The organism is Streptomyces sp. NPDC090025, assembly GCF_044748125.1.
Classification (GTDB): domain Bacteria; phylum Actinomycetota; class Actinomycetes; order Streptomycetales; family Streptomycetaceae; genus Streptomyces.
The window spans coordinates 309,166-334,444 of the sequence record NZ_JBIVFL010000004.1; the positions used below are offsets into that span (position 1 = coordinate 309,166).

Below are 25,279 nucleotides of genomic sequence, written 5' to 3' on the forward strand. Positions count from 1 at the left end.
GGTCAGCCCTTCTTGATCTCCCAGAAGCGGAAGACGGTGGACGGGTCGAGCGTCCACTCGAGACCGGTGATGTCGTCGTGGGCGACGGCGTACTGCTTGCCCTGCCACAGCGGCAGCAGCGGCACGTCCTCGGCGACGATGTCCTGGATCCGGCCGAAGGCGGCGGCGGTGTTGCCGCGGTCGGCGGCGGAGGCGGTCTTCGGCAGCAGGTCGCCGGTGATGGTGGCGTTCTCGTAGTGGTTGCCGAGGACGTTGCCCTCGCCGAAGAAGGGGGCGGTGAAGTTGTCGGCGTCCGGGTAGTCCGGGATCCAGCCCTTCACATAGACGCCGTACTTGCCGTCGGCGATGTCCTTCTCGTACTGGTCGGTGCCGACCGACTTGACGTCCACGTCGAACAGGCCGCTGGCGTTGAGCTGTTCGGCTATCGCCTTCAGCTCCTGGTCGGTGGAGGGGCCGTAACGGTTGGGCGTGGACCAGAGGGTGAGGGTGACCTTGTCCTTGATCCCGGCGTCCCGCAGCGCCTTCGCGGCCTTGGCCTTGTCGGGGCTGCCGTAGGTGTCGAAGAAGGCGGTGTTGTGGCCCGCGACGCCCGCCGGGACGATCGAGTAGAGCGGTGTGGCGGTCGACTTGTAGACGTTCTGGACCAGGGCCTCGCGGTCGACGAGGTGGGCGATGGCCTTGCGGACGCCGAGCTTGCCGGCGACCGGGTCCTTCATGTTGAAAACGAGGTGCTGCACCTCGGCGCTGCTGCCCTGGATCACCTCGACGCCCTTGTCGCCGCCGGTGGTCTCCAGGGCGGCGATGTCGGCGGCGGGCAGGCCGCGGTAGGCGACGTCGACGTCGCCCGCGGTGAGCGCCTTGCCGAGGGCGGCCTGGTCGCCGCCGAACAGCTTGAGGGTGACGCCGTCGTTCTTGCGCTTGATGTCGCCGTGGTACTCGGGGTTGGCGGAGAACACGGCCTGCCGGTCGCTGAACGCGTCGAGGCGGTAGGGGCCGGAGCCGATGGCCTTGCCGTCGGTGCGCAGCGCGTCGGCGGGGTACTCGCGGTGGTCGACGATGGACCCGGCGCCGGAGGCGATCTTGCTGGGGAAGGTGGCGTCCGGGACCTTCAGCTTGAAGACGACCGTGCGCGGGTCCGGGGTCTCGATGCTCTCGATGGTGGAGAGCAGCGGGGCCGGGCCCGCGGGGTCGTCGATGGTGAGCGCGCGCTCGAAGGAGAACTTGACGTCCTCGGAGGTGAGCGGGTTGCCGTTGGAGAAGGTGAGGCCGTCCTTCAGGGTGCAGGTGTAGACCCGGCTGCCGGACTTGAAGCCGCATTCGTCGGCGGCGTCGGGCTGGGGCTGGGAGCCGCCCTTGGGGAAGGCGAGCAAGGACTGGAAGACGTTGTTGAACAGCAGCCAGGAGCCGGGGTCGTACCCGGCGGCCGGATCGGCGCTGAGGATCTTGTCCGCCATGCCGACCCGCACGGCGGATCCGGAGTCCCCGGAGTCGCCGCCCTGTTCGGTGCCGCAGCCGCTGAGCAGAGTGGCGGCGAGGCCCGCGGCGAGCGGAGCGGTCAGCCACTTGTTGGGTGCCTTCACAGAACTTGCCTCTTGATCTCTTGTTCCGGCCGGCCGCGCGGGCAGTGCGCGGCCGGTACGACGAAGGGGTCAGGCGTTGCCGCGGCCCAGCTCCCACAGGAGCAGGTCGGACGAGGTGTTCAGCGACCATTCGACGCCGGTCAGGCCGTCGCGGGCGGCGACGTACTGCTTGCCCTGCCAGAGCGGGAGCACGGGGACGTCCTTGGCGACGATCTTCTGGATCTGCTCGAAGACCGGGGTCGCGGCGGTGCGGTCGGCCTGGCGGCGCGACTGCGGGATCAACCGGTCACGGACGGACTGGTTGACGTAGGGGGTGTTGAGGAAGTTGTCGGTGTCGAGGAACGGCGCGACGTAGTTGTCCGGGTCCGGGTAGTCCGGGAACCAGCCGAGGCCGTAGACGCCGTAGTCGCCGCGCTTCTGGGCCGGGCGGAACTTGGCCCACTCGGTGCCCTGGATGCGGGCGTCGAACAGCTTGGTGCCGTTGAGCTGGACGGCCAGCGCCTCGAACTCCTTGGCGGTCTCGGCGCCGTAGTGGTCGGTGGTGTAGTGCAGGGTGACCGGGACGGGGGTCTTGACCCCGGCGTCGCGGAGCAGGTCCGCGGCCTTGCCCGGGTCGGGCTCGCCGTAGGTGTCGATGAACGAGGTGGCGTGGCCGGTGATGCTGGAGGGGATGAGCGAGTAGAGCGGCTCGGCGGTGGGGCCGTACACCTTCTCGATGAGGCTGCCGCGGTCGACGACGGCGGCCATGGCCTGCCGGACGGCCTTCTCCTTGACCTCGGGGGCCTTGGTGTTGAAGGCGAGGTAGCGGATCTCGAGGCCGGGGACCTCGGTGAGCTCGATGCCCTCCTGGGGCTTGTCGGTGAGCTCCTTGATCTGCGCCTGCGACATGGCGCGGGCGGCCATGTCGATGTCGTCGGCGCGCAGCGCCTTGTCCATGGCACCGGCGTCGTCGAACGGGCGCAGTTCGATCTTGTCGTTGCGCAGCGTGATGTCGCCGCGGTACTTGGGGTTCTTGGTGAAGACGAACTTCTTCACCTCGTCGCCGTCGACCTCGGTCTTCATGGTGTACGGGCCGGAGCCGTCGACGTCGAAGCCCGGGCGGAGCTCCTTGCCGTCGTACTTGGCCTTGCTGAGGATGCCCGCGACGGGGGTGGACAGCTTGTACGGGAAGGTCGCGTCGGGCGTGCGCAGGTGGAAGATCACGTCGAGCTCGCCCTGGGTCTCGACGGTGTCGATGTTGGCGAGCAGGGCGGCGGTGCCGTTGTCGGACTTGATCGCGCGGACCCGCTCGATGGAGAACTTGACGTCCTCGGCGGTGATCGGGGTGCCGTCGGCGAAGGTGAGTCCCGAGCGGAGCTTGCAGCGGTAGCTCTCGCTCTCCTTGTCGGTGAATCCGCAGCTCTGGGCGGCCTCGGGGACCGGTCGGCCGCTGCCGCGCGGCACGTGCATCAGGGTCTGGACGGTCTGGCGGAGGATGTTCCAGGCGCCGGTGTCGTACGCGAAGGCGGGGTCGAGGGGGGCGGGGGCGTCCTCGGTCGCGACGAACTGGTCCGTGGTGCCGACGACGATCGCTCTGCCCGCATCCCCTCCACCGCAGCCGGCGAGCAGGGGGGTGAGCAGTGCGGCCACGGTGGGCAGCACCAGGGTCTTGCGGTTCATCTGGGACGTTCTCCTCATCCGGCACGGGGTGACGGCCGGTGGTGGTACAGCGGCTTTCGGTCACTCCGCCGGCCGCCCGTTCGGGGCGGTCGATGGGCCGGGACGGGATGCGATCGGTCCTGTGTACGCGGCGACTTGGGTGATCGCGGGGCACGCTGTGGGGCGCGGCGGAGTACTCGCGAAAGCGTAGTGGCCGGTGCCGGTGGTGCCGGACGGCGCGGGTCCGGGGCATGAGCGCAGAGCGATCATGAATGCGGGGCGCTCGATAGTCATGCAGAGGAATGATTCGTACCGGGCATGGCCGAATCCGGACACAAGGGTGCGGACATCCGGGCGTTTTCGGACGCTGTACGGGGACAGGCCACCCACCGATCGGCACTCTGCGTGATCAAGGTCACGCAGGGTCGTTTTCGGCGGATGGCCTGAACGTTGCGGGGTGTTGCGTGCGCGAACGCGCGGGCGGGCCGGAGCGGGGGCTCCGGGGCCCGGTCAGCGCGCGGCGGGCGAGGCGATCAGGGTGCGCAGGAACGGCACGTCGACCTCTTCGAGGGAGCGGACCACGACCCGGCCGGCGGAGGGCGCGATGGGCGCCACGGAGGGCACGGCGACGACCCGGCAGCCGGCCGCCTCGGCGGCGGCGACGCCGGTGGCGGTGTCCTCGACGACGGCGCACAGCGCGGGGTCGGCGCCGACCCCGCGGGCGGCGGCCAGATAGGGGTCGGGGTGCGGCTTGGTGCGGACGACCTCGTCGCCCGCGACGGTCAGCGCGAAGCGGTCGCGGCCGAGCGAGCCGAGCACCCGGTCGATGATCCGGCGGTGCGAGGCGGAGACCAGGGCGGTCGGGATGGCGTGCCGGGCGAGCTCGGCGAGCAGCCGCTCGGCGCCGGGCATCAGCGGGACGCCGCGGGCGATGCGCTGCTCGAACTTCTCGTTGAGCAGCACGGTCAGCTCCTCGACGGTGATGTCCGCGCCGGTCGCCTCGATCAGATACCCGGCGCTGCGGGTCATCGGGCCGCCGACGACGATGTCCCGCCAGGACTCGTCGAGCCGGTGCCCGAGGTCGGCGAACGCCTCGACCTCCGCGTCCCACCAGAATCCCTCGGTGTCGACCAGGGTGCCGTCCATGTCGAGGAACACCGCCTGCAGCGCGGAGCTGCCGGGGGCGCGGAACAGGGACGCGGGGACCGTACTGGTCATCCGGCACACCTCCATGGAGGGACGAAGAGGCCGGCCGCCCGCCCCGGTACGGGGGTGGGCGACCGGCCTGCACTGGACCGACCAGTGTACGTCTCGTTCACATCAGGCGCAGGGATTATCCCCCGTACCGGTCACCGAGCGTTGAAGTACTTCGCCTCCGGGTGATGGATGACGATGGCGTCCGTGGACTGCTCCGGGTGCAGCTGGAACTCCTCGGACAGGTGGACCCCGATCCGCTCCGGCTGGAGCAGGTCGGCGATCTTCGCCCGGTCCTCCAGGTCGGGGCAGGCGCCGTAGCCGAGGGAGAAGCGGGCGCCGCGGTACTTCAGCGCGAACATGTCCTCGACGTCCTGCGGGTCCTCGCCGCCGAAGCCGAGTTCGGCGCGCACGCGCGCGTGCCAGTACTCGGCGAGCGCCTCGGCGAGCTGCACGGACAGGCCGTGGAGTTCGAGGTAGTCGCGGTAGGAGTCGGCGGCGAACAGCTTGGCGGTGGCCTCGCCGATCCGGTTTCCGACGGTGACGACCTGGAGGCCGACGACATCGGTCTCGCCGGACTCCTCCGGGCGGAAGAAGTCCGCGAGGCAGAGGCGGCGGCCGCGGCGCTGGCGCGGGAAGGTGAAGCGGGTGCGCTCGTTGCCCGCGTCGTCGAGGAGGATCAGGTCGTCGCCCTTGGAGACGCACGGGAAGTAGCCGTGGACCACGGCCGCCTCCAGGAGGTTCTCCGTGTGCAGCCGCTCCAGCCAGCCGCGCAGCCGCGGCCGGCCCTCGGACTCGACGAGTTCCTCGTACGAGGGGCCGTCACCGGCGCGGTTCTGCTTCAGGCCCCACTGGCCCTTGAACAGGGCGCCCTCGTCGAGCCAGGAGGCGTAGTCCTTGAGCGGGATGCCCTTGACGACCCGGGTGCCCCAGAACGGCGGGGTGGGGATCGGGTTGTCGACGGCGACGTCGGAACGGCCGCCGGGCTCCGGCTCGTCGACCTGGAGGACGGCGGCGGTGCCCTTGGCGACCCGGCGCTGCTTGAGCTCGGGCAGGCTGGCGCCGGGGACGCCGCGCTTGACGGCGACGAGGGCGTCCATCAGGCGCAGGCCCTCGAAGGCGTCGCGGGCGTAGCGGACCTCGCCCTGGTAGATCTCGTGGAGGTCCTGCTCGACGTAGGCCCTGGTCAGCGCCGCGCCACCGAGGATGACGGGGTACTTGGCGGCCAGCTCGCGCTGGTTCAGCTCCTCCAGGTTCTCCTTCATGATCACCGTGGACTTCACCAGGAGCCCGGACATGCCGATGACGTCGGCGCGGTGCTCCTCGGCGGCCTCCAGGATCGCGGAGACGGGCTGCTTGATGCCGAGGTTGACGACGTTGTAGCCGTTGTTGGACAGGATGATGTCGACGAGGTTCTTGCCGATGTCGTGGACGTCGCCGCGGACGGTGGCGAGGACGATGGTGCCCTTGCCGTCGGCGTCGGACTTCTCCATGTGGGGTTCGAGGTGGGCGACCGCGGTCTTCATCACCTCGGCGGACTGGAGCACGAACGGCAGCTGCATCTGGCCGGAGCCGAACAGCTCGCCGACGACCTTCATGCCGTCCAGGAGCGTGTTGTTGACGATGTCGAGGGCCGAGGTGGTGGTCAGGGCCTCGTCGAGGTCGGCCTCCAGGCCGTTCTTCTCGCCGTCGATGATCCGCCGCTTCAGCCGCTCCTCCAGCGGCAGCGCGAGCAGCTCCTCGGCCTTGCCCGCCTTCAGCGACTTCGCCGTCGCGCCCTCGAACAGGGCCATCAGCTTCTGCAGCGGGTCGTAGCCCTCGGCGCGCCGGTCGTAGATGAGGTCGAGGGCGGTGGTGACCTGCTCCTCGTCGAACCGGGCGATCGGCAGGATCTTCGACGCGTGCACGATCGCCGAGTCCAGGCCCGCCTTCACGCACTCGTCCAGGAAGACCGAGTTGAGGAGGATGCGGGCGGCCGGGTTCAGGCCGAAGGAGATGTTCGAGAGACCGAGCGTGGTCTGCACGTCGGGGTGCCGGCGCTTCAGCTCGCGGATCGCCTCGATGGTGGCGATGCCGTCCTTGCGGGACTCCTCCTGACCGGTGCAGATCGTGAAGGTCAGGGTGTCGATGAGGATGTCGGACTCGTGGATGCCCCAGTTGCCGGTGAGGTCGTCGATCAGCCGCTCGGCGATGGCGACCTTGTGCTCGACGGTGCGGGCCTGGCCCTCCTCGTCGATGGTCAGCGCGATCAGCGCGGCGCCGTGCTCCTGGGCGAGGCGGGTCACCTTCGCGAAGCGGGACTCCGGCCCGTCGCCGTCCTCGTAGTTGACCGAGTTGATGACGGCGCGGCCGCCGAGCTTCTCCAGACCGGCCCGGATGACCGGGACCTCGGTGGAGTCGAGCACGATCGGCAGGGTGGAGGCGGTCGCGAAGCGACCGGCCAGCTCCTCCATGTCCGCGACGCCGTCGCGGCCGACGTAGTCGACGCACAGGTCGAGCATGTGGGCGCCTTCGCGGATCTGGTCGCGGGCCATCTCCACGCAGTCGTCCCAGCGGGCCTCCAGCATGGCCTCGCGGAACTTCTTCGATCCGTTGGCGTTGGTGCGCTCGCCGATGGCGAGGTAGGAGGTGTCCTGCCGGAACGGCACCGTCTGGTAGAGCGAGGCGGCGCCCGGCTCCGGGCGCGGCTCGCGCACTCCCGGGGTCAGGTCGCGGACCCGCTCGACGACCTGGCGCAGGTGCTCCGGGGTCGTACCGCAGCAGCCGCCGATCAGGGACAGGCCGTACTCGCGGACGAACGTCTCCTGGGCGTCCGCCAGCTCCGCCGGGGAGAGCGGGTAGTGCGCGCCGTCGGAGGTGAGGACGGGCAGACCGGCGTTCGGCATGCAGGACAGCGGGATCCGGGAGTGGCGGGCGAGATAGCGCAGGTGCTCGCTCATCTCCGCCGGTCCGGTCGCGCAGTTCAGGCCGATCATGTCGATGCCCAGCGGCTCCAGGGCCGTGAGGGCGGCGCCGATCTCCGAGCCGAGCAGCATGGTGCCGGTGGTCTCGACGGTGACCGAGCAGATCAGCGGGACGTCGACGCCGAGGGCGTCAAGGGCGCGGCGGGCGCCGATGATCGACGACTTCGTCTGGAGCAGGTCCTGGGTGGTCTCCACGAGCAGCGCGTCCGCGCCACCGGCGATCAGGCCCTCCGCGTTCTGCTGGTAGGCGTCACGCAGCAGCGGGTACGGGGCGTGGCCGAGGGTCGGCAGCTTGGTGCCGGGGCCCATCGAGCCCAGCACCCAGCGCTGGCGGCCGGTGCGGGCGGTGAACTCGTCCGCGACCTCGCGGGCGATCCGGGCGCCGGCCTCGGACAGCTCGTGGACCCGCTCGGGGATGTCGTACTCGCCGAGGGCGGCGTGGTTGGCGCCGAAGGTGTTGGTCTCGACACAGTCGACGCCGGCCGCGAAGTACTCCTCGTGGACGGAGCGCACGATGTCGGGCCGGGTCACGTTCAGGATCTCGTTGCAGCCCTCGAGCTGCTCGAAGTCCTCCATGGTCGGGTCCTGCGCCTGGAGCATGGTGCCCATCGCGCCGTCGGCGACGACGACTCGGCTGGCGAGCGCTTCGCGGAGCGCTGCCGCGCGGGTGCGGAGATCGGCGGACGGATGCGGCGACGAGGCCATGGACGGGCTCCCTGGGATGCGACGGCTGTCGGCTTTGCACGCTCGGAAGAGCGGGCACGGGGTCAGCGTAGCCGGGAGAAAGGCGGGGTGGGCATCGAATCCCAGCTGGTGGACGGCATCCTTTGTGCGGGGACTCCCGGTCCGGCGCTTCGTGTCCGACACTGTCAGGTGTGACGTGAGGTCGGCATCGACCGATAGTGTTCAGCATTGTCGAACACCGTCGTGCGGTCAGGGCGGACACGATCGCGTGAACAGCAGGTGAGGAGAAGGGGCCGGGGATGGCGAAGAACATCCAGTCGCTTGAACGGGCGGCGGCGATGCTGCGACTGCTCGCGGGCGGCGAGCGCCGGCTCGGCCTGTCCGACATCGCCTCCTCGCTCGGCCTGGCCAAGGGGACGGCGCACGGCATCCTGCGCACCCTCCAGGCGGAGGGCTTCGTCGAGCAGGACCCGGCCTCCCGCTATCAGCTCGGCGCCGAGCTGCTGCGCCTGGGCAACAGCTATCTGGACGTGCACGAGCTGCGCGCCCGGGCCCTGGTGTGGACCGACGACCTGGCCAGGTCGAGCGGCGAGAGCGTGCACCTCGGCGTGCTGCACCAGCAGGGTGTGCTGATCGTCCACCACGTCTTTCGACCCGACGACTCCCGGCAGGTCCTGGAGGTGGGGGCGATGCAGCCGCTGCACTCCACGGCGCTGGGCAAGGTCCTCTCCGCCTACGACCCGGTGGCCCACAGCGAGGCCGTGGAGGTCTCGAGGGAGCCGTTCACACCCCGTACGGTCACCCTGCTCAGCGAGTTCGAGACGGTGCTCGACCTGACCAGGGCGCGCGGCTGGGCGGCCGACGTGGAGGAGACCTGGGAGGGCGTCGCCTCGGTGGCGGCGCCGATCCACGACCGGCGGCGGATGCCGGTGGGCGCGGTGGCGATCACCGGCGCCGTCGAGCGGGTCTGCGCGGGCGGCGAGCTGCGCTCGGAGCTGGTGGCGGCGGTCCGCGACTGCGCCCGCGCGGTCTCCCGGGACCTGGGCGCCGGACGCTTCTGACGGCCCGGCGCCGGAGCCGGGGCGCGACACGGGCCGCCGGGCCCGTACGAGACGCGGAACCCGGGCCCGTACTCGTACAACACCAGCCCAACCCGTCGGTAACGATCGCGTTATCGGCGGGTTTTTCACGTCCGCCACCCTTGACGCGCTGTTAACCCTGGCGCAAAACTTCCGTTCATCGGTCGGCATTGTCGAACAGCTACCGGCAATACACGCTAGGGTGTGACAGTGCCAAGGGCCGGCAACGCCCTCACACGAGGGTGCGAACCACCGGAGGGACCCGGGGTTCGCCTTCCCCTGGACGAAGGACAAAGGAGTCGCGGGTGTCCAGCTCCGACATCTTCATCGGCGAGACCATCGGTACCGCCGTACTCATCCTGCTCGGCGGTGGTGTCTGCGCCGCCGTCACGCTCAAGAGCTCGAAGGCCCGCAACGCGGGCTGGCTCGCGATCACGTTCGGTTGGGGTTTCGCCGTCATGACGGCGGTCTACATGACCGCTTCCCTCTCCGGCGCCCATCTGAACCCCGCGGTCACCATCGGCATAGCGGTCAAGGACGGCGAGTGGGGCAACGTCCCCGTCTACCTCGCCGGACAGTTCCTCGGCGCGATGATCGGCGCGGCGCTGGTGTGGATCGCCTACTACGGGCAGTTCCGGGCGCACCTGACCGACCCCGAGACGGTCGGCGAGAAGCCCCTCGAGGGCCCCGGCCCGGTCCTGGGCATCTTCTCCACCGGCCCGGAGATCCGGAACACCTGGCAGAACCTGGCCACCGAGATCATCGGCACCGTGGTGCTGGTGCTCGCCGTGCTCACCCAGGGCCTCAACGACAGCGGCAAGGGTCTCGGCGTCCTCGGCGCCCTGATCACCGCGTTCGTCGTGGTGTCCATCGGCCTCTCGCTCGGCGGCCCGACCGGCTACGCCATCAACCCGGCCCGTGACCTCGGCCCGCGCATCGTGCACGCGCTCCTCCCGCTGCCGAACAAGGGCGGCTCCGACTGGAGCTACGCCTGGATCCCGGTCGTCGGTCCGCTGATCGGTGGCGCCATCGCCGCGGGTATCTACAACATCGCGTTCGCCTGAGCCGTCCTTCTTCCAGTCTTCCCTTGGAGTCCACCGTGACCGACGCCCCCTCCGCCGCCACCGCCTCCCACGGCGCGGGTCCGTTCATCGCCGCCATCGACCAGGGCACCACCTCGTCGCGCTGCATCGTCTTCGACAAGGACGGCCGGATCGTCTCCGTCGACCAGAAGGAGCACGAGCAGATCTTCCCGAAGCCGGGCTGGGTCGAGCACGACGCCGACGAGATCTGGACCAACGTCCAGGAGGTCGTCGCCGGGGCCATCGCCAAGGCCGGGATCACCGCCGCCGACGTCAAGGCGATCGGCATCACCAACCAGCGCGAGACCACCCTGATGTGGGACAGGACCACCGGCCGGCCGGTGCACAACGCGCTGGTCTGGCAGGACACCCGCACCGACGCGCTCTGCAAGGAGCTGGGCCGCAACGTCGGCCAGGACCGCTTCCGCCGCGAGACCGGCCTGCCGCTCGCCTCGTACTTCTCCGGCCCCAAGGTCCGCTGGCTGCTCGACAACGTCGAGGGCCTGCGCGAGCGCGCCGAGCGCGGCGACATCCTCTTCGGCACCATGGACTCCTGGGTCATCTGGAACCTCACCGGCGGCGTCGAGGGCGGTGTGCACGTCACCGACGTCACCAACGCCTCCCGGACCCTGCTGATGAACCTCCACGAGATGGCGTGGGACGAGCGCATCCTGCAGTCCATCGACATCCCGGCCGCCGTGCTCCCCGAGATCCGCTCCTCCGCCGAGGTGTACGGCACGGTCAAGGGCGGCGTCCTGGACGGCGTCCCGGTCGCCTCCGCGCTCGGCGACCAGCAGGCCGCCCTGTTCGGCCAGACCTGCTTCGCCGAGGGCGAGGCCAAGTCCACGTACGGCACCGGCACGTTCATGCTGATGAACACCGGCGACAAGATCATCAACTCCTACAGCGGCCTGCTGACCACGGTCGGCTACCAGATCGGCGACCAGAAGCCGGTCTACGCCCTGGAGGGCTCGATCGCCGTCACCGGCTCCCTGGTGCAGTGGATGCGCGACCAGATGGGCCTGATCAAGTCCGCGGCCGAGATCGAGACGCTGGCCTCCTCCGTCGAGGACAACGGCGGCGCCTACTTCGTCCCGGCCTTCTCCGGGCTCTTCGCCCCGTACTGGCGCTCCGACGCCCGCGGCGTGATCGCCGGCCTGACCCGCTACGTCACCAAGGCGCACATCGCCCGTGCCGTCCTGGAGGCCACCGCCTGGCAGACCCGCGAGATCACCGACGCCATGACCAAGGACTCCGGCGTCGAGCTGACCGCGCTCAAGGTCGACGGCGGCATGACCTCCAACAACCTGCTGATGCAGACCCTCTCCGACTTCCTGGACGCCCCCGTGGTGCGCCCGATGGTCGCCGAGACCACCTGCCTCGGCGCGGCCTACGCCGCAGGACTGGCCGTCGGCTTCTGGCCGGACACCGAGGCCCTGCGCGCCAACTGGCGCCGGGCCGCCGAATGGACCCCTCGCATGGACGCCGACAAGCGCGACAGCGAGTACAAGAACTGGCTCAAGGCCGTAGAGCGCTCCATGGGCTGGATCGAAGAAGAGAACTGACGAGGAGCACATCGCGATGACCACCCTGCAGAGCCTCCCCTCCCTGGGGATGCGTCCGGCCGCCGGTTCGCTTCCGACCCGCGCCGAGACCAGAGAGCAGCTGTCCAAGGCGACGTACGACCTTCTGGTGATCGGCGGCGGCATCCTGGGCATCTCCACCGCCTGGCACGCCGCGCAGTCCGGGCTGCGGGTGGCCCTGGTGGACGCCGGCGACTTCGCCGGCGCCACCTCCTCCGCCTCCTCCAAGCTGCTCCACGGCGGTCTGCGCTACCTGCAGACCGGCGCGGTCAAGCTCGTCGCGGAGAACCACTTCGAGCGGCGCGCGGTCTCCCGCCAGGTGGCGCCCCACCTGGCCAACCCGCTCACCTTCTACCTGCCCGTCTACAAGGGCGGCCCGCACGGCGCGGCCAAGCTCGGCGCCGGTGTCTTCGCCTACAGCGCCCTGTCCGCGTTCGGCGACGGCGTCGGCCACCTGCTCAGCCCCGCCAAGGCCGCCCAGGACGTGCCGGAGCTGCGCACCGACAACCTGAAGGCCGTCGCCGTCTACGGCGACGACCAGATGAACGACGCCCGGATGGCGCTGATGACCGTCCGCGCCGCCGTCGAGGCCGGCGCGGTGGTGCTCAACCACGCCGAGGTCACCGGGCTCCGCTTCACCAAGGGCCGGGTCACCGGCGCCGAGCTCAAGGACCGCCTGTCGGGCGACGAGTTCGGGGTCTCGGCCCGTCTGGTGCTCAACGCCACCGGCCCGTGGGTCGACCACCTGCGCAAGCTGGAGGACCCGAACGCGGCGCCGTCGATCCGTCTTTCCAAGGGCGCCCACCTGGTGCTCAAGCGGACCGCCCCGTGGAAGGCGGCGCTCGCCACCCCGATCGACAAGTACCGCATCACCTTCGCCCTCCCCTGGGAGGACATGCTGCTCCTCGGCACCACCGACGAGGAGTTCGAGGGCGAGCCCGGCGACGTCGCGGTCAACGACAAGGACATCGCCCAGATCCTGGACGAGGCCGCCTTCTCCATCCGCGACCAGCAGCTCGACCGCTCCCTGATCACCTACGCCTTCGCCGGTCTGCGGGTGCTGCCGGGCGGCCCCGGCGACACCTCCAAGGCCAAGCGGGAGACCGTGGTCACCGAGGGCCGCGGCGGCATGCTGTCGGTGGCCGGCGGCAAGTGGACCACCTTCCGGCACATCGGCCGCACCATCATGAGGAAGCTGGAGTCGCTGCCCGGCCACCCGCTGGGCGACGACTACGAGCCGGTCGCCTCGCTGCCGAAGCGGCTGCCGCTGCCCGGCATAGCCAACCCGAACGCGGTCGTGCACCGGCTGCTCGTGGACGGCCCGGCGCCCGGCCCGCGGATGTCCGCGGACACCGCCAAGCACCTGGCCACCCACTACGGTTCGCTCTCCTTCGACATCGCCCGGATGGCGAACGAGAACCCCGAGCTCGCCGAGCGCATCCACCCGGACGCGCCGGAGATCTGGGCGCAGGTCGCCTACGCCCGCGACCACGAGTGGGCCGAGACCGCGGACGACGTGCTGCGCCGCCGCACCACCCTGACCATCCGCGGCCTCGCCACCGACGAGATCCGCGGCAAGGTCGAGGGGATGCTGCGCAAGTAGCGTTCCTGGCGCGATCAGCCTCCCTGGTGCGACCGGCGTCCCTGGCAAGGGATTCACGGGTAGGGGGCGGCCTTCAGGGGCCGCCCCCTACCCGTGCCATGCGGCCGATACACAGTCGACACACTCGACCCGCACAGTGGAGAGCATGAAGTTTCAAGTGCTCTCCCTCATCGGCCACGCCCCGCACCCGCTCACCGGTGAACTTCCCTCCGCCGCCGACCGGTTGGCACAGGTCCTGACCGTCGGCGAGGCCGCCGAACGGCTCGGCTTCGACGCCTACTCGGTCGGCGAGCGGCACGCCGGGCCCTTCCTGTCCTCCAGCCCCTCCGTGGTGCTCGGCGCGCTCGCCGCCCGCACCTCCAGGATCCGGCTGCTCACCGGCGTCACCGTGGTCGCCATCCTCGACCCGGTCCGGATCGCCGAGGACTTCGCCACCCTCGACCAGATCTCGCTCGGCCGGATCGAACTGGTCGTCGGCAAGGGCGCCGAGGCCGGGCACTTCGACCTGTTCGGCCTGGACGAGAAGCGGCAGTGGGACCTCCAGAAGGAGAAGTACGAGCTGCTGCGCCGGCTGTGGACGGAGGAGGTCGTCGACTGGGCGGGCGAGTTCCGGCCCCCGCTGACCAAGGTGACCACGCTCCCCCGCCCGTACGCGGGACCGCCCCGGATCTGGCACGGCTCGGCCACCAGCCTCAACTCCCCCGAACTCGCCGCCAAGCACGGCGACCCGCTGTTCACCGCCAACGCCATCCAGCCGCGGGCCGCCTACGCCCGGCTGATCGCCCACTACCGGGAGAAGTTCGAGGAGTACGGCCACGACCCGCGCCACGCGCGCGTGGCGGCCGGTTCCGGCGGGCTGCTGATCGCCGACACCACCGAGCAGGCCGTCGAGCGCTACAAGGAGCTGTACGAGGCGAAGGTGCGGCAGACCTTCCAGCCGCAACTGGAAGGGAAGGCGGGCTACAACACCCCGTACCGCACCATCGAGGACGCCGTCGCCGACGGGCCGCAGCTGATCGGCTCCCCGCAGCGGATCATCGACAAGATCCTCGGCTACCACGAGGTGTACGGGCACGACCTCCAGTCGATCACCGTCGACGCGTTCGGCCAGTCCGCCGCCGAACAGATCGAGACCCTGGAGCGGTTCGCCGAGGAGATCGCCCCCGTGCTGCGCAAGGAGGCCCCGAGCACGCTCTGGGAGGACTGACACCACGGCGCCGGGCGGGGCCGCGGGCGGCCGTGTGCGGGGCGGAGTTCCTGGGTAGTCGATCAAGGCCGAGATGGTTCTCGGGCGTGGCCGAGGGCTGCGGGCGGGCCGCCGGAAAGGCATAAGGTTGGTCCGTACGACAGGAACTTCGACGAAGGAGGCGCTGGGTGATCGAGCTCGAGGGGGTTCCCGAGCTGATCGACCCGGTCATGGTGGCCGCGTTCGAAGGCTGGAACGACGCCGGTGACGCCGCCTCCGCCGCGGTCGCCCATCTGGACCGGGAATGGAAGGGCGAGGTGTTCGCGGCGCTCGACGCCGAGGACTACTACGACTTCCAGGTCAACCGGCCCACGGTGTGGCTCGACGGCGGGGTACGGAAGATCACCTGGCCGACGACCCGGCTCTCGGTGGTCCGGATCGGCGGCGACAAGCCCCGGGACCTGGTCCTGGTGCGCGGGATCGAGCCGTCGATGCGCTGGCGTTCGTTCTGCAACGAGCTGCTCGCCTTCGCCCATGAACTGGGCGTGGAGATGGTGGTGATCCTGGGCGCGCTGCTCGGCGACACCCCGCACACCCGGCCGGTGCCGGTCAGCGGCGTCACCTCCGACCCGGATCTGGCGCGCACGATGGACCTGGAGGAGACCCGCTACGAGGGCCCGACGGGCATCGTGGGCATCCTCCAGGAGGCGTGCACGCACGCCGGGGTCCCGGCGGTCAGCCTGTGGGCGGCGGTGCCGCACTACGTGTCGCAGCCGCCGAACCCGAAGGCGACGCTGGCCCTTCTGAACCGCCTTGAGGACCTGATCGACCTGCGCATCCCGCTGGGCGAGCTGCCCGAGGACGCGCGGGCGTGGCAGCTGGGCGTGGACCAGCTGGCGGCCGAGGACACCGAGGTCGCGGAGTACGTGCAGACCCTGGAGGAGGCGCGGGACACGGCCGAGCTGCCGGAGGCGTCCGGCGAGGCCATCGCCCGCGAGTTCGAGCGGTATCTGCGCCGCCGCGACCCCGGCCAGGGTCCGGGGCAGGGCCCGGGACCCGGGGTGGCGACCGAGGGCGGCGACACGTCGTACCTGAAGGACGGCGGCGGGGAGCGGACGCGCCCGCCGAAGCCGCAGCAGCCGGGCCCTGAGGCGGTGCCGGGCGGCACGCAGCCGGAGCAGGCGGCGGAGGCGGCGGAGGCCTCGGAAGAGGCCGTGGACGGCCCGGCCGAAGCCGCTCAGGCCGAGGGCTCCGAAGGCCCCGGGAGCCCCGAGCCCGGGAACCAGGAAGACCCCGAGAGCCCGGAAGGGCCCGCGGACGGTCCCACGGGCCCCCAGGGCGGCTGAGCGGTCGGCACCCCGGTCGTACGGGAGGGGCGGCGCCGCCCCTCCCGTACGACCGTGCGCGCCGGGTCCGGTCCTGCCCCGGCGCGCGCGGTTCGGACCCGCGCCGGATCGGACGCGGAACGTCAGAGCTGCGCGATGGCGACGGCGTCGTAGTCCGTCGTCGGCGTCGGGTCCACGTCGAAGCGGGCGTTCGGCAGGTAGATCCGGTCGTCCCACGCGGCCGCCGTCGTCGGGATGCGGAAGCGCGGGTCGGTGATCCGGCCGACCGCGGTGCCCTGGGTGCCGGCGGCGTTCAGGCGGATCACGTCGATCTGGTTGAGCTGCTGCTGGACGACGTAGAGGTCGTTGCCGACGAGCAGCAGACCGTCGCCGTACGGCAGTCGCAGGTCGCCGTGGTCGACGACCGTGGCGGCACCGGTGGCGGTGTCGACGCGGGTGAGGACACCGCCGTCCTGCGAGGTGTTCACGACGAGGAGCGCACGGCCGTCGGGGGTGCGCGCGATGCCGTTGGCGGTGAAGTCGCCGCCCTGCTGCCACGCGCCGACGAGCGGCACGGTGACCGGGGAGCCGACCGGGTCGCCGTTCCGGTTGAGCGACAGACGGTACAGCTGGGGCTGGAAGCTGTCGGTGAACCAGGCGGCCTTCGGCGTCAGCACCACGTCGTTGACCATGGTGTTCTCGGCGCCGATGCCGGTGTAGTTGCGCACGATCGTGCCCTTGCGGGCGTCGACGACGCGGATCTCGCGGCTGAAGCCACCGGCCAGGAACAGCCGGCGCTCGGCGTGGTCGATCTTGAGGCCGACGGTGCTGTGGCCGTCGCCGAGGCCCTGGTGGAGGGTGCGCCCGCGGCCGGTGGCCAGCGAGACGCGGTGCACGGCACCGTTGGTGAGGGAGCCGAAGTAGGCGTAGGGGCTGCAGCCGATGGTGATGCCCTCGGGTGCGAAGCCGTTGGGGAGCGGGAAGGACTCGGGCCACAGGGCCCGTTCCGCGGTGGCCGCCTGGGCGACACCGGTGAGCGGAGCGGTGAGGGCCGTCGCGCCGAGGGCGGCGGCGGCACCGAGAAAGCCTCTGCGTGCGAGAGAACGGGACACGTGCGTCCTTTCGTACATCTGATCCAGCGGTCGGGGAAACATCACCACAACGTCCCCTATTCACGCATCAGTTGGGGCCGTCCGCGGGACCAATTGACCATGAACAGGCGCGGGCCGAGTCCGAAACCCTCCGGTTGCGGACTCGGCCCGCGGGCTCAGGCGCAGTCGAACCGGGCGCCCGCCCAGTCCCCGTGGTCGCCGCTCTTCGAGCCGTTGCTGTCGGATATCCGCAGGTGGACATGGTGGGCGCCGGTGAGGTCGACCCGGACGGGCACCGTCGCCGAGGCGCCGGTGAGCTTGGGCGAGGTCCACTTCACCTGACCGTCGGCTTCGACCGAGAACGTCACCTCCCCATAGCCGTTGATCTCGTCGTCGATGCCGACGTCGGCGGTGAGGGCGGTGCACCGGCCGCCGGTGTACACCTCGATGTCGGAGTCGGCGTGGGCGCCGATCCCCTTGGCGTAGCTGGTCCCGGCGAGGGTCAGCGGGTGTCCGTCGGCGGCGCCCGACTCGCCGTTGGAGCGGTCGCGTTCGGGCGGTCCCCAGCCGTTGGTCGCGGTCAGCCAGACCAGGTCGCTCGCCCAGGCGGGGGCGGTCGGCGGGGGTGGCATGACGTCGGCGGCGAAGCGCTGTGTCGCGGTGCGGTCCTGGCCGGCCGCGCGGTGCCGGACGTCCGCGGTGAGCGTGACCTCGCCGGGGGTCGCTCCGGCGGGCGGGGTGACGGTCAGGGTGACCCGTCGGGTGGTCCCGGCGGCGATCCGGGCGATGGGCGCGGCCGGGGCGACCTGCCAGCCGGCCGGGACGGTGAGGCCGGTGCGTACCCCGGTGGCGTCCTGGGTACCGGCGGTGACGTCCACGGCGACGGTGCCGGGCACGCCCGCGCCGAGCTCCTGCCCGCCGGTCACGGCGGCGGTGGCGGCGGCTCCGGGCACGGCGCCGCCGACCGCGCTGGTGGCGGTGAGGCGCAGTTCGAAGGCGCGGTCGGTGCGCTGGGCGGCGGTCTTGACCTGGACCACTCCGCCGCGGTCGGCGGGGTCGTACCACCAGCCGCGCGGGGCGGCCTCGAAGGCGGCCTTGGAGGTCTGCCGGGGCAGGGCGCGGCCGTCGAGGGTGACGGCGGCGGGCGTGTCGCCGGTGTGGACGGTGAAGCGGTACGGCCGGGCGGCGGGCTTGCCGGTGTAGTCGCCGGTGCTGGCGCCGATCCGTACGGTCACGTCGCCCGCCCCGCGCGCGGGGGCCCGCACGTCGGCGCGCTGGGTGGCGGACCGGCCGGTGCGGTGCTCGCGGGTGACGCCGTCGTCCTCGTACAGCTCGAAGGAGGAGGTGCCCTGCGGGTAGACGTCCCAGGCGATCGGGTCGCCGGGCCTGCGGTCGGTGGCCGAGCGGATGCCGCCGGGCCACATCGGGACGGCGGCCCCGGCCCGTACGAACAGCGGCAGGGTGTCCAGTGGGGCGCTGTAGTCGTTCAGGGTGACCGGGCCCTGGTAGGTGCGGCCGTTGTGGTAGTCGATCCAGGTGCCCTTGGGCAGGTAGATGCCGTCGCGTTCGACGGCGTTCTGGTAGACGGGGGCGACGAGGAAGTCCTCGCCGCTGAGGAATTCGTACTTCGCGGCGTCACTCGCGGCGGCCGGGTCGTCCGGGTACTCCAGAGCGAGCGGCCTGGCGAGCCCGACGCCGGTCTTCGTGGCCCGGTGGGCGTGCGAGTAGATGTACGGGAGCAGGGCCTCGTGCAGTTTGAGCGAGGCGCGGTTGATCGAGGTGTACGGCTCGCCGTGGCGGAAGGGCTGCTTGTCGGTGGGCGCCCAGCCGTCCATGGTCATGGTGACCGGCAGGAACGTCTTCCACTGAAGGTCGCGGGTGTACGTGGTGGGGCTGCCGCCGAAGATGCCGTCGACGTCGCCGGTGGTGTAGGCGAGGCCGGACATGGAGGCGCCCGCGTAGGTGGGGATCTGCCAGCGGATGTAGTCCCAGCTGCCGGACTGGTCGCCCGACCACTGGACGCCGCAGCGCTGTGCGCCGGACCAGCTCTCCGGGGCCCAGGTGAAGCCGCGGGCGTCGCTGTTGGCCTCGATGCCCGCGTAGGCGTCCTTGCAGCCGTCGAGGGCGAACTTGTAGCCCTCGCCGACCCAGGCGACGTCGAGCTTGGCGACCCGCTGGCCCGCCTTGACCTGGTCGCCGAGCCGGTCGATGCCGTCCTCGGTCCACAGCCCGAGCCGGGTGCCGCGGGCCCCGAGGCCCTGGGAGGTCTCGGCGAGGTTCTCGTAGCCGCAGCCGTAGCCGTCGTTGACGAGCATCCAGCCGTTGGGCATGTCGTGCCGGACGTAGTCGTCGGCGACCTCGAGGGCGTCGAGGGTGTGGCGTTCGCCGCGGTTGGCGTTGTGGAGGTAGCAGTCGGCGTCGCCGGTCTCCAGGCCGTACATGGGCGGCAGGAACGGTTTTCCGGTGAGCGCGGTGTACTGGCCGATGACGTCCTTCAGGGCGTTCCCGGAGCCGTTCCCGGGGCCGTTCCCGCCGCCGGTGAAGTAGTAGGCGTCGAAGCGCTGTTCCTTCGCGGTGGTGGTGACGGGGTCGGCGAAGGTGTAGGTGCCGGGGGCGTAGGTGTTGCGGTAGACGCCGTATCCGGCGGAGGAGAGGTAGAACGGGACGGAGTTGGGGTGGCCGCCGTCGTTCCAGTCGTAGTCGACGCCGACCTCGACGGTCTTGCCCCGGTGCGAGGTGTTGCCGCGCCCGTTCTGCATCCCGGCGCCGTAGAACTGCTCGTCGGCGCCGCGGGCGAGGGTCTGCACGGTGCGGTCCTTGTTCCAGCTGAGGCCCTGGGTCTCGGACCACAGCGGGGTGCCGTCGGGGCGGTACGCGGCGAACCTCAGCGGGTTCTTGGCGGCGCGCAGGATCACCTGGTCGGTGCGCAGTTCGTAGGCGTCGCCGAGGTCGGTCCAGCGGGTGGCCGGCGGCGGCCCCTGGGGCAGCACGATGTCCTGCCCGGTGGGGTCGGCGAAGGTGCCGTCGGGGGCGAGTTCGATGCGGAAGGTCTCGGCGGAGACGAAGCTGATCCGGGCCTTGGCCGGTCCGGCCGTGAGCCGGTAGACGGCGCCCGCGGGGTCGGCGGTGAAGCCGGTGACCGCGCCCACGGTGGTGTCCGCGGGGGTGGCCGACGGGGTGTCGGCGGGGGCGGCCGCCGCGCTGCCGCCGGGTCCGGCGAAGGCGGCGAGCAGGCCGAGGAGTGCGCCAACCGCCGCTGTTCTCAGTCGCGTTGGTGATCTCATGTGGCCTGTCTAGCGCCGCGGTGGCGGGGGTGGCCATGGACTCGCGCGGGCCGCTCCTGGACTTATGGGTTCCGGAAGCGGCCCGTGCGACGGTTTTCGGCCTGTCCTCGGCCTGTCGTCGGCCCGTCACGCGAGGGACCCCGCGGAGGGTTCCCGCGAGGGGCGCCCACCGGTGGGGGCGCTCCGCGCGAGGGTGTTACAGGGCCACGCCGAGGAGGGCGTCGACGGCGCGGGAGACGAGGCCGGGGGCGGACTCGTCGGTGCCGCCTTCGGCGGTCTGCAGGGCGGCCCAGCGGTCGACCGCGGCGAGCGCGGCCGGGGTGTCCAGGTCGTCGGAGAGCGCCTCGCGGAGCTCCTCGACGAGCGCGTCGGCGGACGTGCCGTCGGGGCGCGAGACGGCGGCGCGCCAGCGGTCCAGGCGCGCGAGGGCGTCCTGGAGCACCTGGTCGGTCCACTCCCAGTCGGCCCGGTAGTGGTGGGCGAGCAGGGCGAGCCGGATGGCGGCCGGGTCGACGCCGTCGCGGCGCAGCCGGGAGACGAAGACGAGGTTGCCCTTGGACTTGGACATCTTCTCGCCGTCGAGGGCGACCATGCCGGCGTGCACGTACGCCTTGGCCATGGGGAACTCGCCGGTGAGGGCCTGCGCGTGCGAGGCGCCCATCTCGTGGTGCGGGAAGATCAGGTCGGAGCCGCCGCCCTGCACGTCGAAGCCCATGCCGAGGTGGTCGAGGGCGATGGCGACGCACTCGATGTGCCAGCCGGGGCGGCCGGGGCCGAGGCTGCCGCCGTCCCAGCTGGGGTCGCCCTCGCGGGCGGCCATCCACAGCATCGGGTCGAGCGGGTTCTTCTTGCCGGGGCGGTCCGGGTCGCCGCCGCGCTCGGCGGACAGGTGGCGCATCAGCTCGGTGTCGTAGTGCGAGACGGAGCCGAAGTGCGGGTCGGCGTCGACGGAGAAGTAGATGTCGCCGTCGAGCTCGTAGGCGGCGCCGGAGTCCCGCAGCCGCTCGACGAGCGGCACGATGCCGGGTATCGCCTCGACCGCGCCGATGTAGTGCTGCGGGGGCAGCATCCGCAGGGCGGTCATGTCCTCGCGGAACAGGGCGGTCTCGCGCTCGGCGAGGCCGACCCAGTCGATGCCGTCGCGGATGGCCCGCTCCAGGAGCGGGTCGTCGACGTCGGTGACGTTCTGGACGTAGTGAACCTGCCGCTTGGTGTCGAGCCACACGCGCTGAACGAGGTCGAACGCGTTGTAGGTCGCCGCGTGACCCATGTGGGTCGCGTCGTACGGCGTGATGCCGCAGACGTAGATGCGGGCGACGGGGCCGGGGGCGAGGGTCACTCGTCCACCGGTCGCGGTGTCGTGAATCCGGAGGTCGCGGCCCTTGCCGGGCAGGGCGGGGACCTCAGAAGCGGGCCAGGCATGCATGTCCTGAGCGTAACCGGACAGGTGTTCCGGATACGAACCGCACCCGGATCTTGGCCGAGGAGGCGGTCTTGCGGGGCCCGACGGCTTATGCATACCCCCGGGGGGTGTACCCCTGTCCGGAAAGGTTGGCCGAAAACCATCGGCCGACCTGGCGTGGGCCCGCCGTCACACGGGCGGCCACGGGATCGCGGGCCACTGCCCCGACGGTACGGGATGCCGCCCCGAGCCACGCAGCGCGCCGACCCGGTCCCGTACCGCGGCCACCTCGGCGGCCGTCAGCAGGGTCGCGAGCCGTTCCGCCAGCGGAGTGCCCGGGGCCAGCCGCTCGGCGAGCCCGTCGAGCACCGCCACCGCCTCCGGGGTCAGCTCCTCGCCCGCCCAGCCCCACAGCAGGGTGCGCAGCTTGTCGTCCACGTGGAAGGAGACGCCGTGGTCGATCCCGTAGAGCCGGCCGTCCGGCGCGGGCAGCAGATGGCCGCCCTTGCGGTCGCCGTTGTTGATGACGGCGTCCAGGACGGACAGCCGGCGCAGCTCGGGGGTGTCGGCGTGGACCAGCAGCGCGGTGCGGTCCTCGGCCACCTGGGCCAGGCCCACGGCCTTCCAGCCCTCGCCGGCCTCCTCGTCCTCGACGAGCGCGAGCAGCTCGGCCGCCGGGTCCGCCTCGACCCACAGCTGGACCATGCCCTCGCCGTACGGGCCGTCCCGCAGCACGGTCGGCGGGACCAGGCCCCAGCCGGTCGCCTCGGACAGCTCGAAGGCGGCCACCTCGCGCTGTGCCAGGGTGCCGTCGGGGAAGTCCCACAGCGGGCGCTCACCGGCGACCGGCTTGTACACGCAGTCGGCGCTGACGCCCTCGTACCCGACGGTGCAGAACAGCACCGCGTTGGACGCCTCGCGGACCTGGCCGCGCACGGTCAGCTCACCGCGGCCGAGCAGGTCGAGGGTTTCGATCGTCGTCGGAGCCCGATGGCCGCTCATGCGCCGCGACGGTATCCGTTCTGGCGCGGGCAGACATGGCCCTCGGGGTCCAGCGGCAGGCTGCACAGCGGGCACGGCGGGCGGCCCGCGTTGACCACGTCGAGGGCGCGCTTGGCGAACGCCCGCGCCTGGGCGCCGGTGAGCCGGACCCGCAGCATCGGCGGGCCGTTCTCCTCGTCCTGGAGCAGCCGCTCCTCGGCCTCGGCGAGGTCCTCCTCGGAGTCCGCGTCGAGCTCGACCAGCGCCTGCGCCTCGACGATCATGCGCTGCTGCTCGCCGTCCCAGGCGAGCGCCATGGTGCCGACCCGGAACTCCTCCTCGACGGGCGTGTCGAGGGGCGCGGTGTCGGCGATGTCGGTGGGGGCCACCGCGGGGACGGGCGCGTTGCCGCCGGTGCGGCGCACGACCTCGTCGAGCAGTTCGTCGATCCGCTCGGCGAGCGCCGCGACCTGGGACTTCTCCAGGGCGACACTCGTGACCCGGCCGGCCGCGGACGCCTGCAGGAAGAACGTACGGCGGCCAGGCAGCCCGACCGTACCGGCCACGAAACGCTCCGGCGGGTCGTAGAGGAACACCTGACGGGACACGTTTCCCGACTCCCTTGGGTCTCGAACTGTGGTCGTGCGCATACGTCGTGCGCATGCGGTCGTGCGAAGAGGCACCCCGGCCCGGCCGGACGGTGCTACAGCGGCGGATCCACCCTACTGCGCGGAGGGATCACGGTGCGCCCGCGCCGCCCCCGACCTCCGCGGCACCGGATGCGGCGGCGGCCGCCGCATCGGACCCGGCCGGGGTGCCGTGCGGCGCGAGACCGGCCAGGTCGCCGGTGTCGCCGAGGCGCAGCAGGAAGGGTCGCTGAGCGGTGTAGCGGATCGCGGTGACCGAGCAGGGGTCGGCGTGGATCCGCTGGAACAGGTCGAGATGGAGGCCGAGCGCGTCGGCCACGACCGCCTTGATGACATCGCCGTGCGAGCACATCGCGTAGACCGCGTCGGCGCCGTGCTCCGCCTCGATCCGGGCGTTCCAGTCCCGGACGGCGTCCACCGCGCGGTACTGCATGGCGCGCAGGGACTCCCCGCCGGGGAACGCGGCGGCCGAGGGGTGTCCCTGGACGACCTTCATCAGCGGTTCGTCCATCAGCTCGGCGAGCTTGCGGCCCGACCAGTCGCCGTAGTCGCACTCGTTGATCCGGTCCTCGGTGTGCAGCGCGAGCCCGGGCCGGGCGTCCAGGAGCGGCCGTACGGTCTCCTGGCAGCGCTCCAGCGGGCTGGCGACCACCGCGGCGAGCGGGATCCCGGCCAGCCGCCCGGGCAGCGCGGCGGCCTGCGCGGTGCCCCGCTCGTCGAGCGTGACACCGGGCGTCCGTCCGGCGAGCACACCGGAGGTGTTGGCGGTGGAGCGTCCGTGGCGGACGAGGATCAGGGTGGCCATGGGGGCCAGCGTAGGGGGTGCCCGGCGGAGCGCCGCGGGGCGTACGGGTGTGCGGCCGGGCCGCGGCCGGGGGAGAATACGGCCCGTGATCGTGGATTCAGCCATTTATCGGGACGGCCGCAGGACGGAGGGCCCCGCCGACCTCTCGGACGCGCTGGCGGAGGCCAGGGCGACCGGGGACGCCTTCCTGTGGGTGGGGCTCCACGAGCCGACCGAGGCCGAGTTCGCCCATGTCACCTCGGAGTTCGCGCTCCACCCGCTCGCCGTCGAGGACGCCCTGACCGCGCATCAGCGGCCCAAGCTGGAGGTCTACGACGACTCGCTGTTCGCGGTGCTCAAGCCGGTCGTGTACGAGCCGGAGAGCGACCGGGTGTCCTCCGGCGAGCTGATGGTGTTCCTCGGCGACTCGTTCGTGGTGACCGTGCGGCACGGCGCGGGCGGCCCGCTGGCGGCCGTGCGCAAGCGCCTGGAGGCCGAGCCCGAGGTGCTCCGGCACGGGCCCGCGTCGGTGCTCTACGTGATCAGCGACGCCGTGGTGGACCACTATCTCGACATCGCGGGCGAGCTCCAGGTCGACCTGGAGGAGCTGGAGGCGGACGTCTTCGCGCCGACCGGCGGCAGCACCGCGCGGACCGCCGAGCGGATCTACACGGCCAAGCGGCAGGTCCTTGAGTTCCGCCGGGCCAGCGTCCCGCTGGCGGGCCCGATGGCCCGTCTCGCGGGCGGTCAGGTGCCGTTCGTGCCGGACCGCTCGATGCCGTTCTTCCGTGATGTGCACGACCATCTGCTGCGGGCGAACGAGCAGGTGGAGGGCCTGGACCGGCTGCTGTCCGACGTGCTCTCGGCGCATCTGGCGCAGATGGGCGTACGGCAGAACGACGACATGCGGAAGATCTCGGCCTGGGCGGCGATGGCCGCGGTCCCGACGATGGTCGCCGGGATCTACGGCATGAACTTCGAGCACATGCCGGAGCTGCACTGGGTCTGGTCCTACCCGGCGGTGATCCTGCTGATGGCCGGGGTGGTGGCCGGTCTTTACCGGCTGTTCAAGCGGCGTGGCTGGATGTGAGCGGTAGGTCTGAGCGGTACGGATCCTGTACGGCTCCGGGGCCCGCGGCCATGTCCGGCCCGCGGCCCCGGGCGCTCGGCCCT

17 protein-coding genes are annotated in these 25,279 nt (G+C 71.6%); 7 read left to right on the plus strand and 10 right to left on the minus strand.

Annotated elements, in window-relative coordinates; all coding sequences use genetic code 11:
- Nucleotides 1–2: 2 nt before the first annotated feature.
- From ACIPXM_RS14000 to metH, 4 genes are all read right to left on the minus strand, one after another.
- Nucleotides 3–1,580 (minus strand): ABC transporter substrate-binding protein, encoded by a 1,578-nt coding sequence (locus ACIPXM_RS14000; RefSeq protein ID WP_401655087.1) that lies wholly within the window; start codon nucleotides 1,578–1,580, stop codon nucleotides 3–5.
- A 69-nt stretch (nucleotides 1,581–1,649) separates the two neighbouring features.
- Nucleotides 1,650–3,239: an ABC transporter substrate-binding protein gene (locus ACIPXM_RS14005; RefSeq protein WP_401655088.1), complete on the minus strand. Its 1,590-nt coding sequence runs from the start codon at nucleotides 3,237–3,239 to the stop codon at nucleotides 1,650–1,652.
- A 489-nt stretch (nucleotides 3,240–3,728) separates the two neighbouring features.
- A complete protein-coding gene (locus ACIPXM_RS14010; protein ID WP_401655089.1) occupies nucleotides 3,729–4,436 on the minus strand; it encodes an HAD family hydrolase in 708 nt (235 codons plus the stop codon).
- A gap of 131 nt (nucleotides 4,437–4,567) precedes the next feature.
- The gene (gene metH / locus ACIPXM_RS14015; RefSeq protein WP_401655090.1) at nucleotides 4,568–8,080 is read right to left on the minus strand and encodes a methionine synthase; all 3,513 of its coding nucleotides are present in this window, start codon (nucleotides 8,078–8,080) and stop codon (nucleotides 4,568–4,570) included.
- 278 nt (nucleotides 8,081–8,358) lie between these two features.
- Here metH and ACIPXM_RS14020 point away from each other — a divergent pair, with 278 nt between their 5' ends.
- The 6 genes from ACIPXM_RS14020 to ACIPXM_RS14045 all read left to right on the plus strand — a co-directional run bounded on the left by ACIPXM_RS14020 (nucleotide 8,359) and on the right by ACIPXM_RS14045 (nucleotide 15,938).
- Nucleotides 8,359–9,120: an IclR family transcriptional regulator gene (locus tag ACIPXM_RS14020; protein ID WP_401655091.1), complete on the plus strand. Its 762-nt coding sequence runs from the start codon at nucleotides 8,359–8,361 to the stop codon at nucleotides 9,118–9,120.
- A gap of 323 nt (nucleotides 9,121–9,443) precedes the next feature.
- Nucleotides 9,444–10,202, plus strand: coding sequence for an MIP/aquaporin family protein (locus ACIPXM_RS14025; RefSeq protein WP_401655092.1), 759 nt, complete (start codon nucleotides 9,444–9,446; stop codon nucleotides 10,200–10,202).
- Between the two features lie 35 nt (nucleotides 10,203–10,237).
- On the plus strand, nucleotides 10,238–11,785 hold the full coding sequence (gene glpK / locus ACIPXM_RS14030; protein WP_401655093.1) for a glycerol kinase GlpK: 1,548 nt from the start codon (nucleotides 10,238–10,240) through the stop codon (nucleotides 11,783–11,785).
- A gap of 16 nt (nucleotides 11,786–11,801) precedes the next feature.
- Nucleotides 11,802–13,406, plus strand: a complete 1,605-nt coding sequence (locus ACIPXM_RS14035) for an FAD-dependent oxidoreductase (protein ID WP_401655094.1) — start codon at nucleotides 11,802–11,804, stop codon at nucleotides 13,404–13,406.
- A 145-nt stretch (nucleotides 13,407–13,551) separates the two neighbouring features.
- Complete coding sequence (locus ACIPXM_RS14040; protein ID WP_401655095.1) at nucleotides 13,552–14,613, plus strand: LLM class flavin-dependent oxidoreductase; 1,062 nt, start codon at nucleotides 13,552–13,554, stop codon at nucleotides 14,611–14,613.
- A 167-nt stretch (nucleotides 14,614–14,780) separates the two neighbouring features.
- Nucleotides 14,781–15,938: a PAC2 family protein gene (locus ACIPXM_RS14045; RefSeq protein WP_401655096.1), complete on the plus strand. Its 1,158-nt coding sequence runs from the start codon at nucleotides 14,781–14,783 to the stop codon at nucleotides 15,936–15,938.
- A gap of 122 nt (nucleotides 15,939–16,060) precedes the next feature.
- On the opposite strand, the gene ACIPXM_RS14050 is transcribed toward ACIPXM_RS14045, so the two are convergent.
- The 6 genes from ACIPXM_RS14050 to ACIPXM_RS14075 form a co-directional block, all read right to left on the minus strand.
- On the minus strand, nucleotides 16,061–17,029 hold the full coding sequence (locus tag ACIPXM_RS14050) for an SMP-30/gluconolactonase/LRE family protein (protein WP_401655097.1): 969 nt from the start codon (nucleotides 17,027–17,029) through the stop codon (nucleotides 16,061–16,063).
- A gap of 155 nt (nucleotides 17,030–17,184) precedes the next feature.
- The gene (locus ACIPXM_RS14055) at nucleotides 17,185–20,292 is read right to left on the minus strand and encodes an NPCBM/NEW2 domain-containing protein (protein WP_401655098.1); all 3,108 of its coding nucleotides are present in this window, start codon (nucleotides 20,290–20,292) and stop codon (nucleotides 17,185–17,187) included.
- Between the two features lie 196 nt (nucleotides 20,293–20,488).
- Nucleotides 20,489–21,718, minus strand: a complete 1,230-nt coding sequence (gene mshC / locus ACIPXM_RS14060; RefSeq protein WP_401655099.1) for a cysteine--1-D-myo-inosityl 2-amino-2-deoxy-alpha-D-glucopyranoside ligase — start codon at nucleotides 21,716–21,718, stop codon at nucleotides 20,489–20,491.
- A 165-nt stretch (nucleotides 21,719–21,883) separates the two neighbouring features.
- Complete coding sequence (locus ACIPXM_RS14065; RefSeq protein ID WP_401655218.1) at nucleotides 21,884–22,729, minus strand: SCO1664 family protein; 846 nt, start codon at nucleotides 22,727–22,729, stop codon at nucleotides 21,884–21,886.
- Entirely contained in the window at nucleotides 22,693–23,283 is a 591-nt protein-coding gene (locus tag ACIPXM_RS14070) for a DUF3090 domain-containing protein (protein ID WP_401655100.1), read from the minus strand. Before ACIPXM_RS14070 ends, ACIPXM_RS14065 begins: the two co-directional genes overlap by 37 nt.
- A 130-nt stretch (nucleotides 23,284–23,413) precedes the next feature.
- Nucleotides 23,414–24,127, minus strand: a complete 714-nt coding sequence (locus ACIPXM_RS14075; protein ID WP_401655101.1) for a histidine phosphatase family protein — start codon at nucleotides 24,125–24,127, stop codon at nucleotides 23,414–23,416.
- Between the two features lie 76 nt (nucleotides 24,128–24,203).
- Here ACIPXM_RS14075 and ACIPXM_RS14080 point away from each other — a divergent pair, with 76 nt between their 5' ends.
- Entirely contained in the window at nucleotides 24,204–25,196 is a 993-nt protein-coding gene (locus ACIPXM_RS14080; RefSeq protein ID WP_401655219.1) for a magnesium and cobalt transport protein CorA, read from the plus strand.
- The last annotated feature ends 83 nt before the right edge of the window (nucleotides 25,197–25,279 follow it).

Excerpts from the sequence above, each read along its gene's own strand:
- ACIPXM_RS14020 (WP_401655091.1), top strand. The coding sequence starts at position 8,359 with ATGGCGAAGAACATCCAGTCGCTTGAACGGGCGGCGGCGATGCTGCGA.
- ACIPXM_RS14035 (WP_401655094.1), top strand. The coding sequence starts at position 11,802 with ATGACCACCCTGCAGAGCCTCCCCTCCCTGGGGATGCGTCCGGCCGCC.
- ACIPXM_RS14055 (WP_401655098.1), bottom strand. The coding sequence starts at position 20,292 with ATGAGATCACCAACGCGACTGAGAACAGCGGCGGTTGGCGCACTCCTC.
- mshC (WP_401655099.1), bottom strand. The coding sequence starts at position 21,718 with ATGCATGCCTGGCCCGCTTCTGAGGTCCCCGCCCTGCCCGGCAAGGGC.
- ACIPXM_RS14005 (WP_401655088.1), bottom strand. The coding sequence starts at position 3,239 with ATGAACCGCAAGACCCTGGTGCTGCCCACCGTGGCCGCACTGCTCACC.
- ACIPXM_RS14075 (WP_401655101.1), bottom strand. The coding sequence starts at position 24,127 with ATGGCCACCCTGATCCTCGTCCGCCACGGACGCTCCACCGCCAACACC.
- metH (WP_401655090.1), bottom strand. The coding sequence starts at position 8,080 with ATGGCCTCGTCGCCGCATCCGTCCGCCGATCTCCGCACCCGCGCGGCA.
- ACIPXM_RS14010 (WP_401655089.1), bottom strand. The coding sequence starts at position 4,436 with ATGACCAGTACGGTCCCCGCGTCCCTGTTCCGCGCCCCCGGCAGCTCC.
- ACIPXM_RS14040 (WP_401655095.1), top strand. The coding sequence starts at position 13,552 with ATGAAGTTTCAAGTGCTCTCCCTCATCGGCCACGCCCCGCACCCGCTC.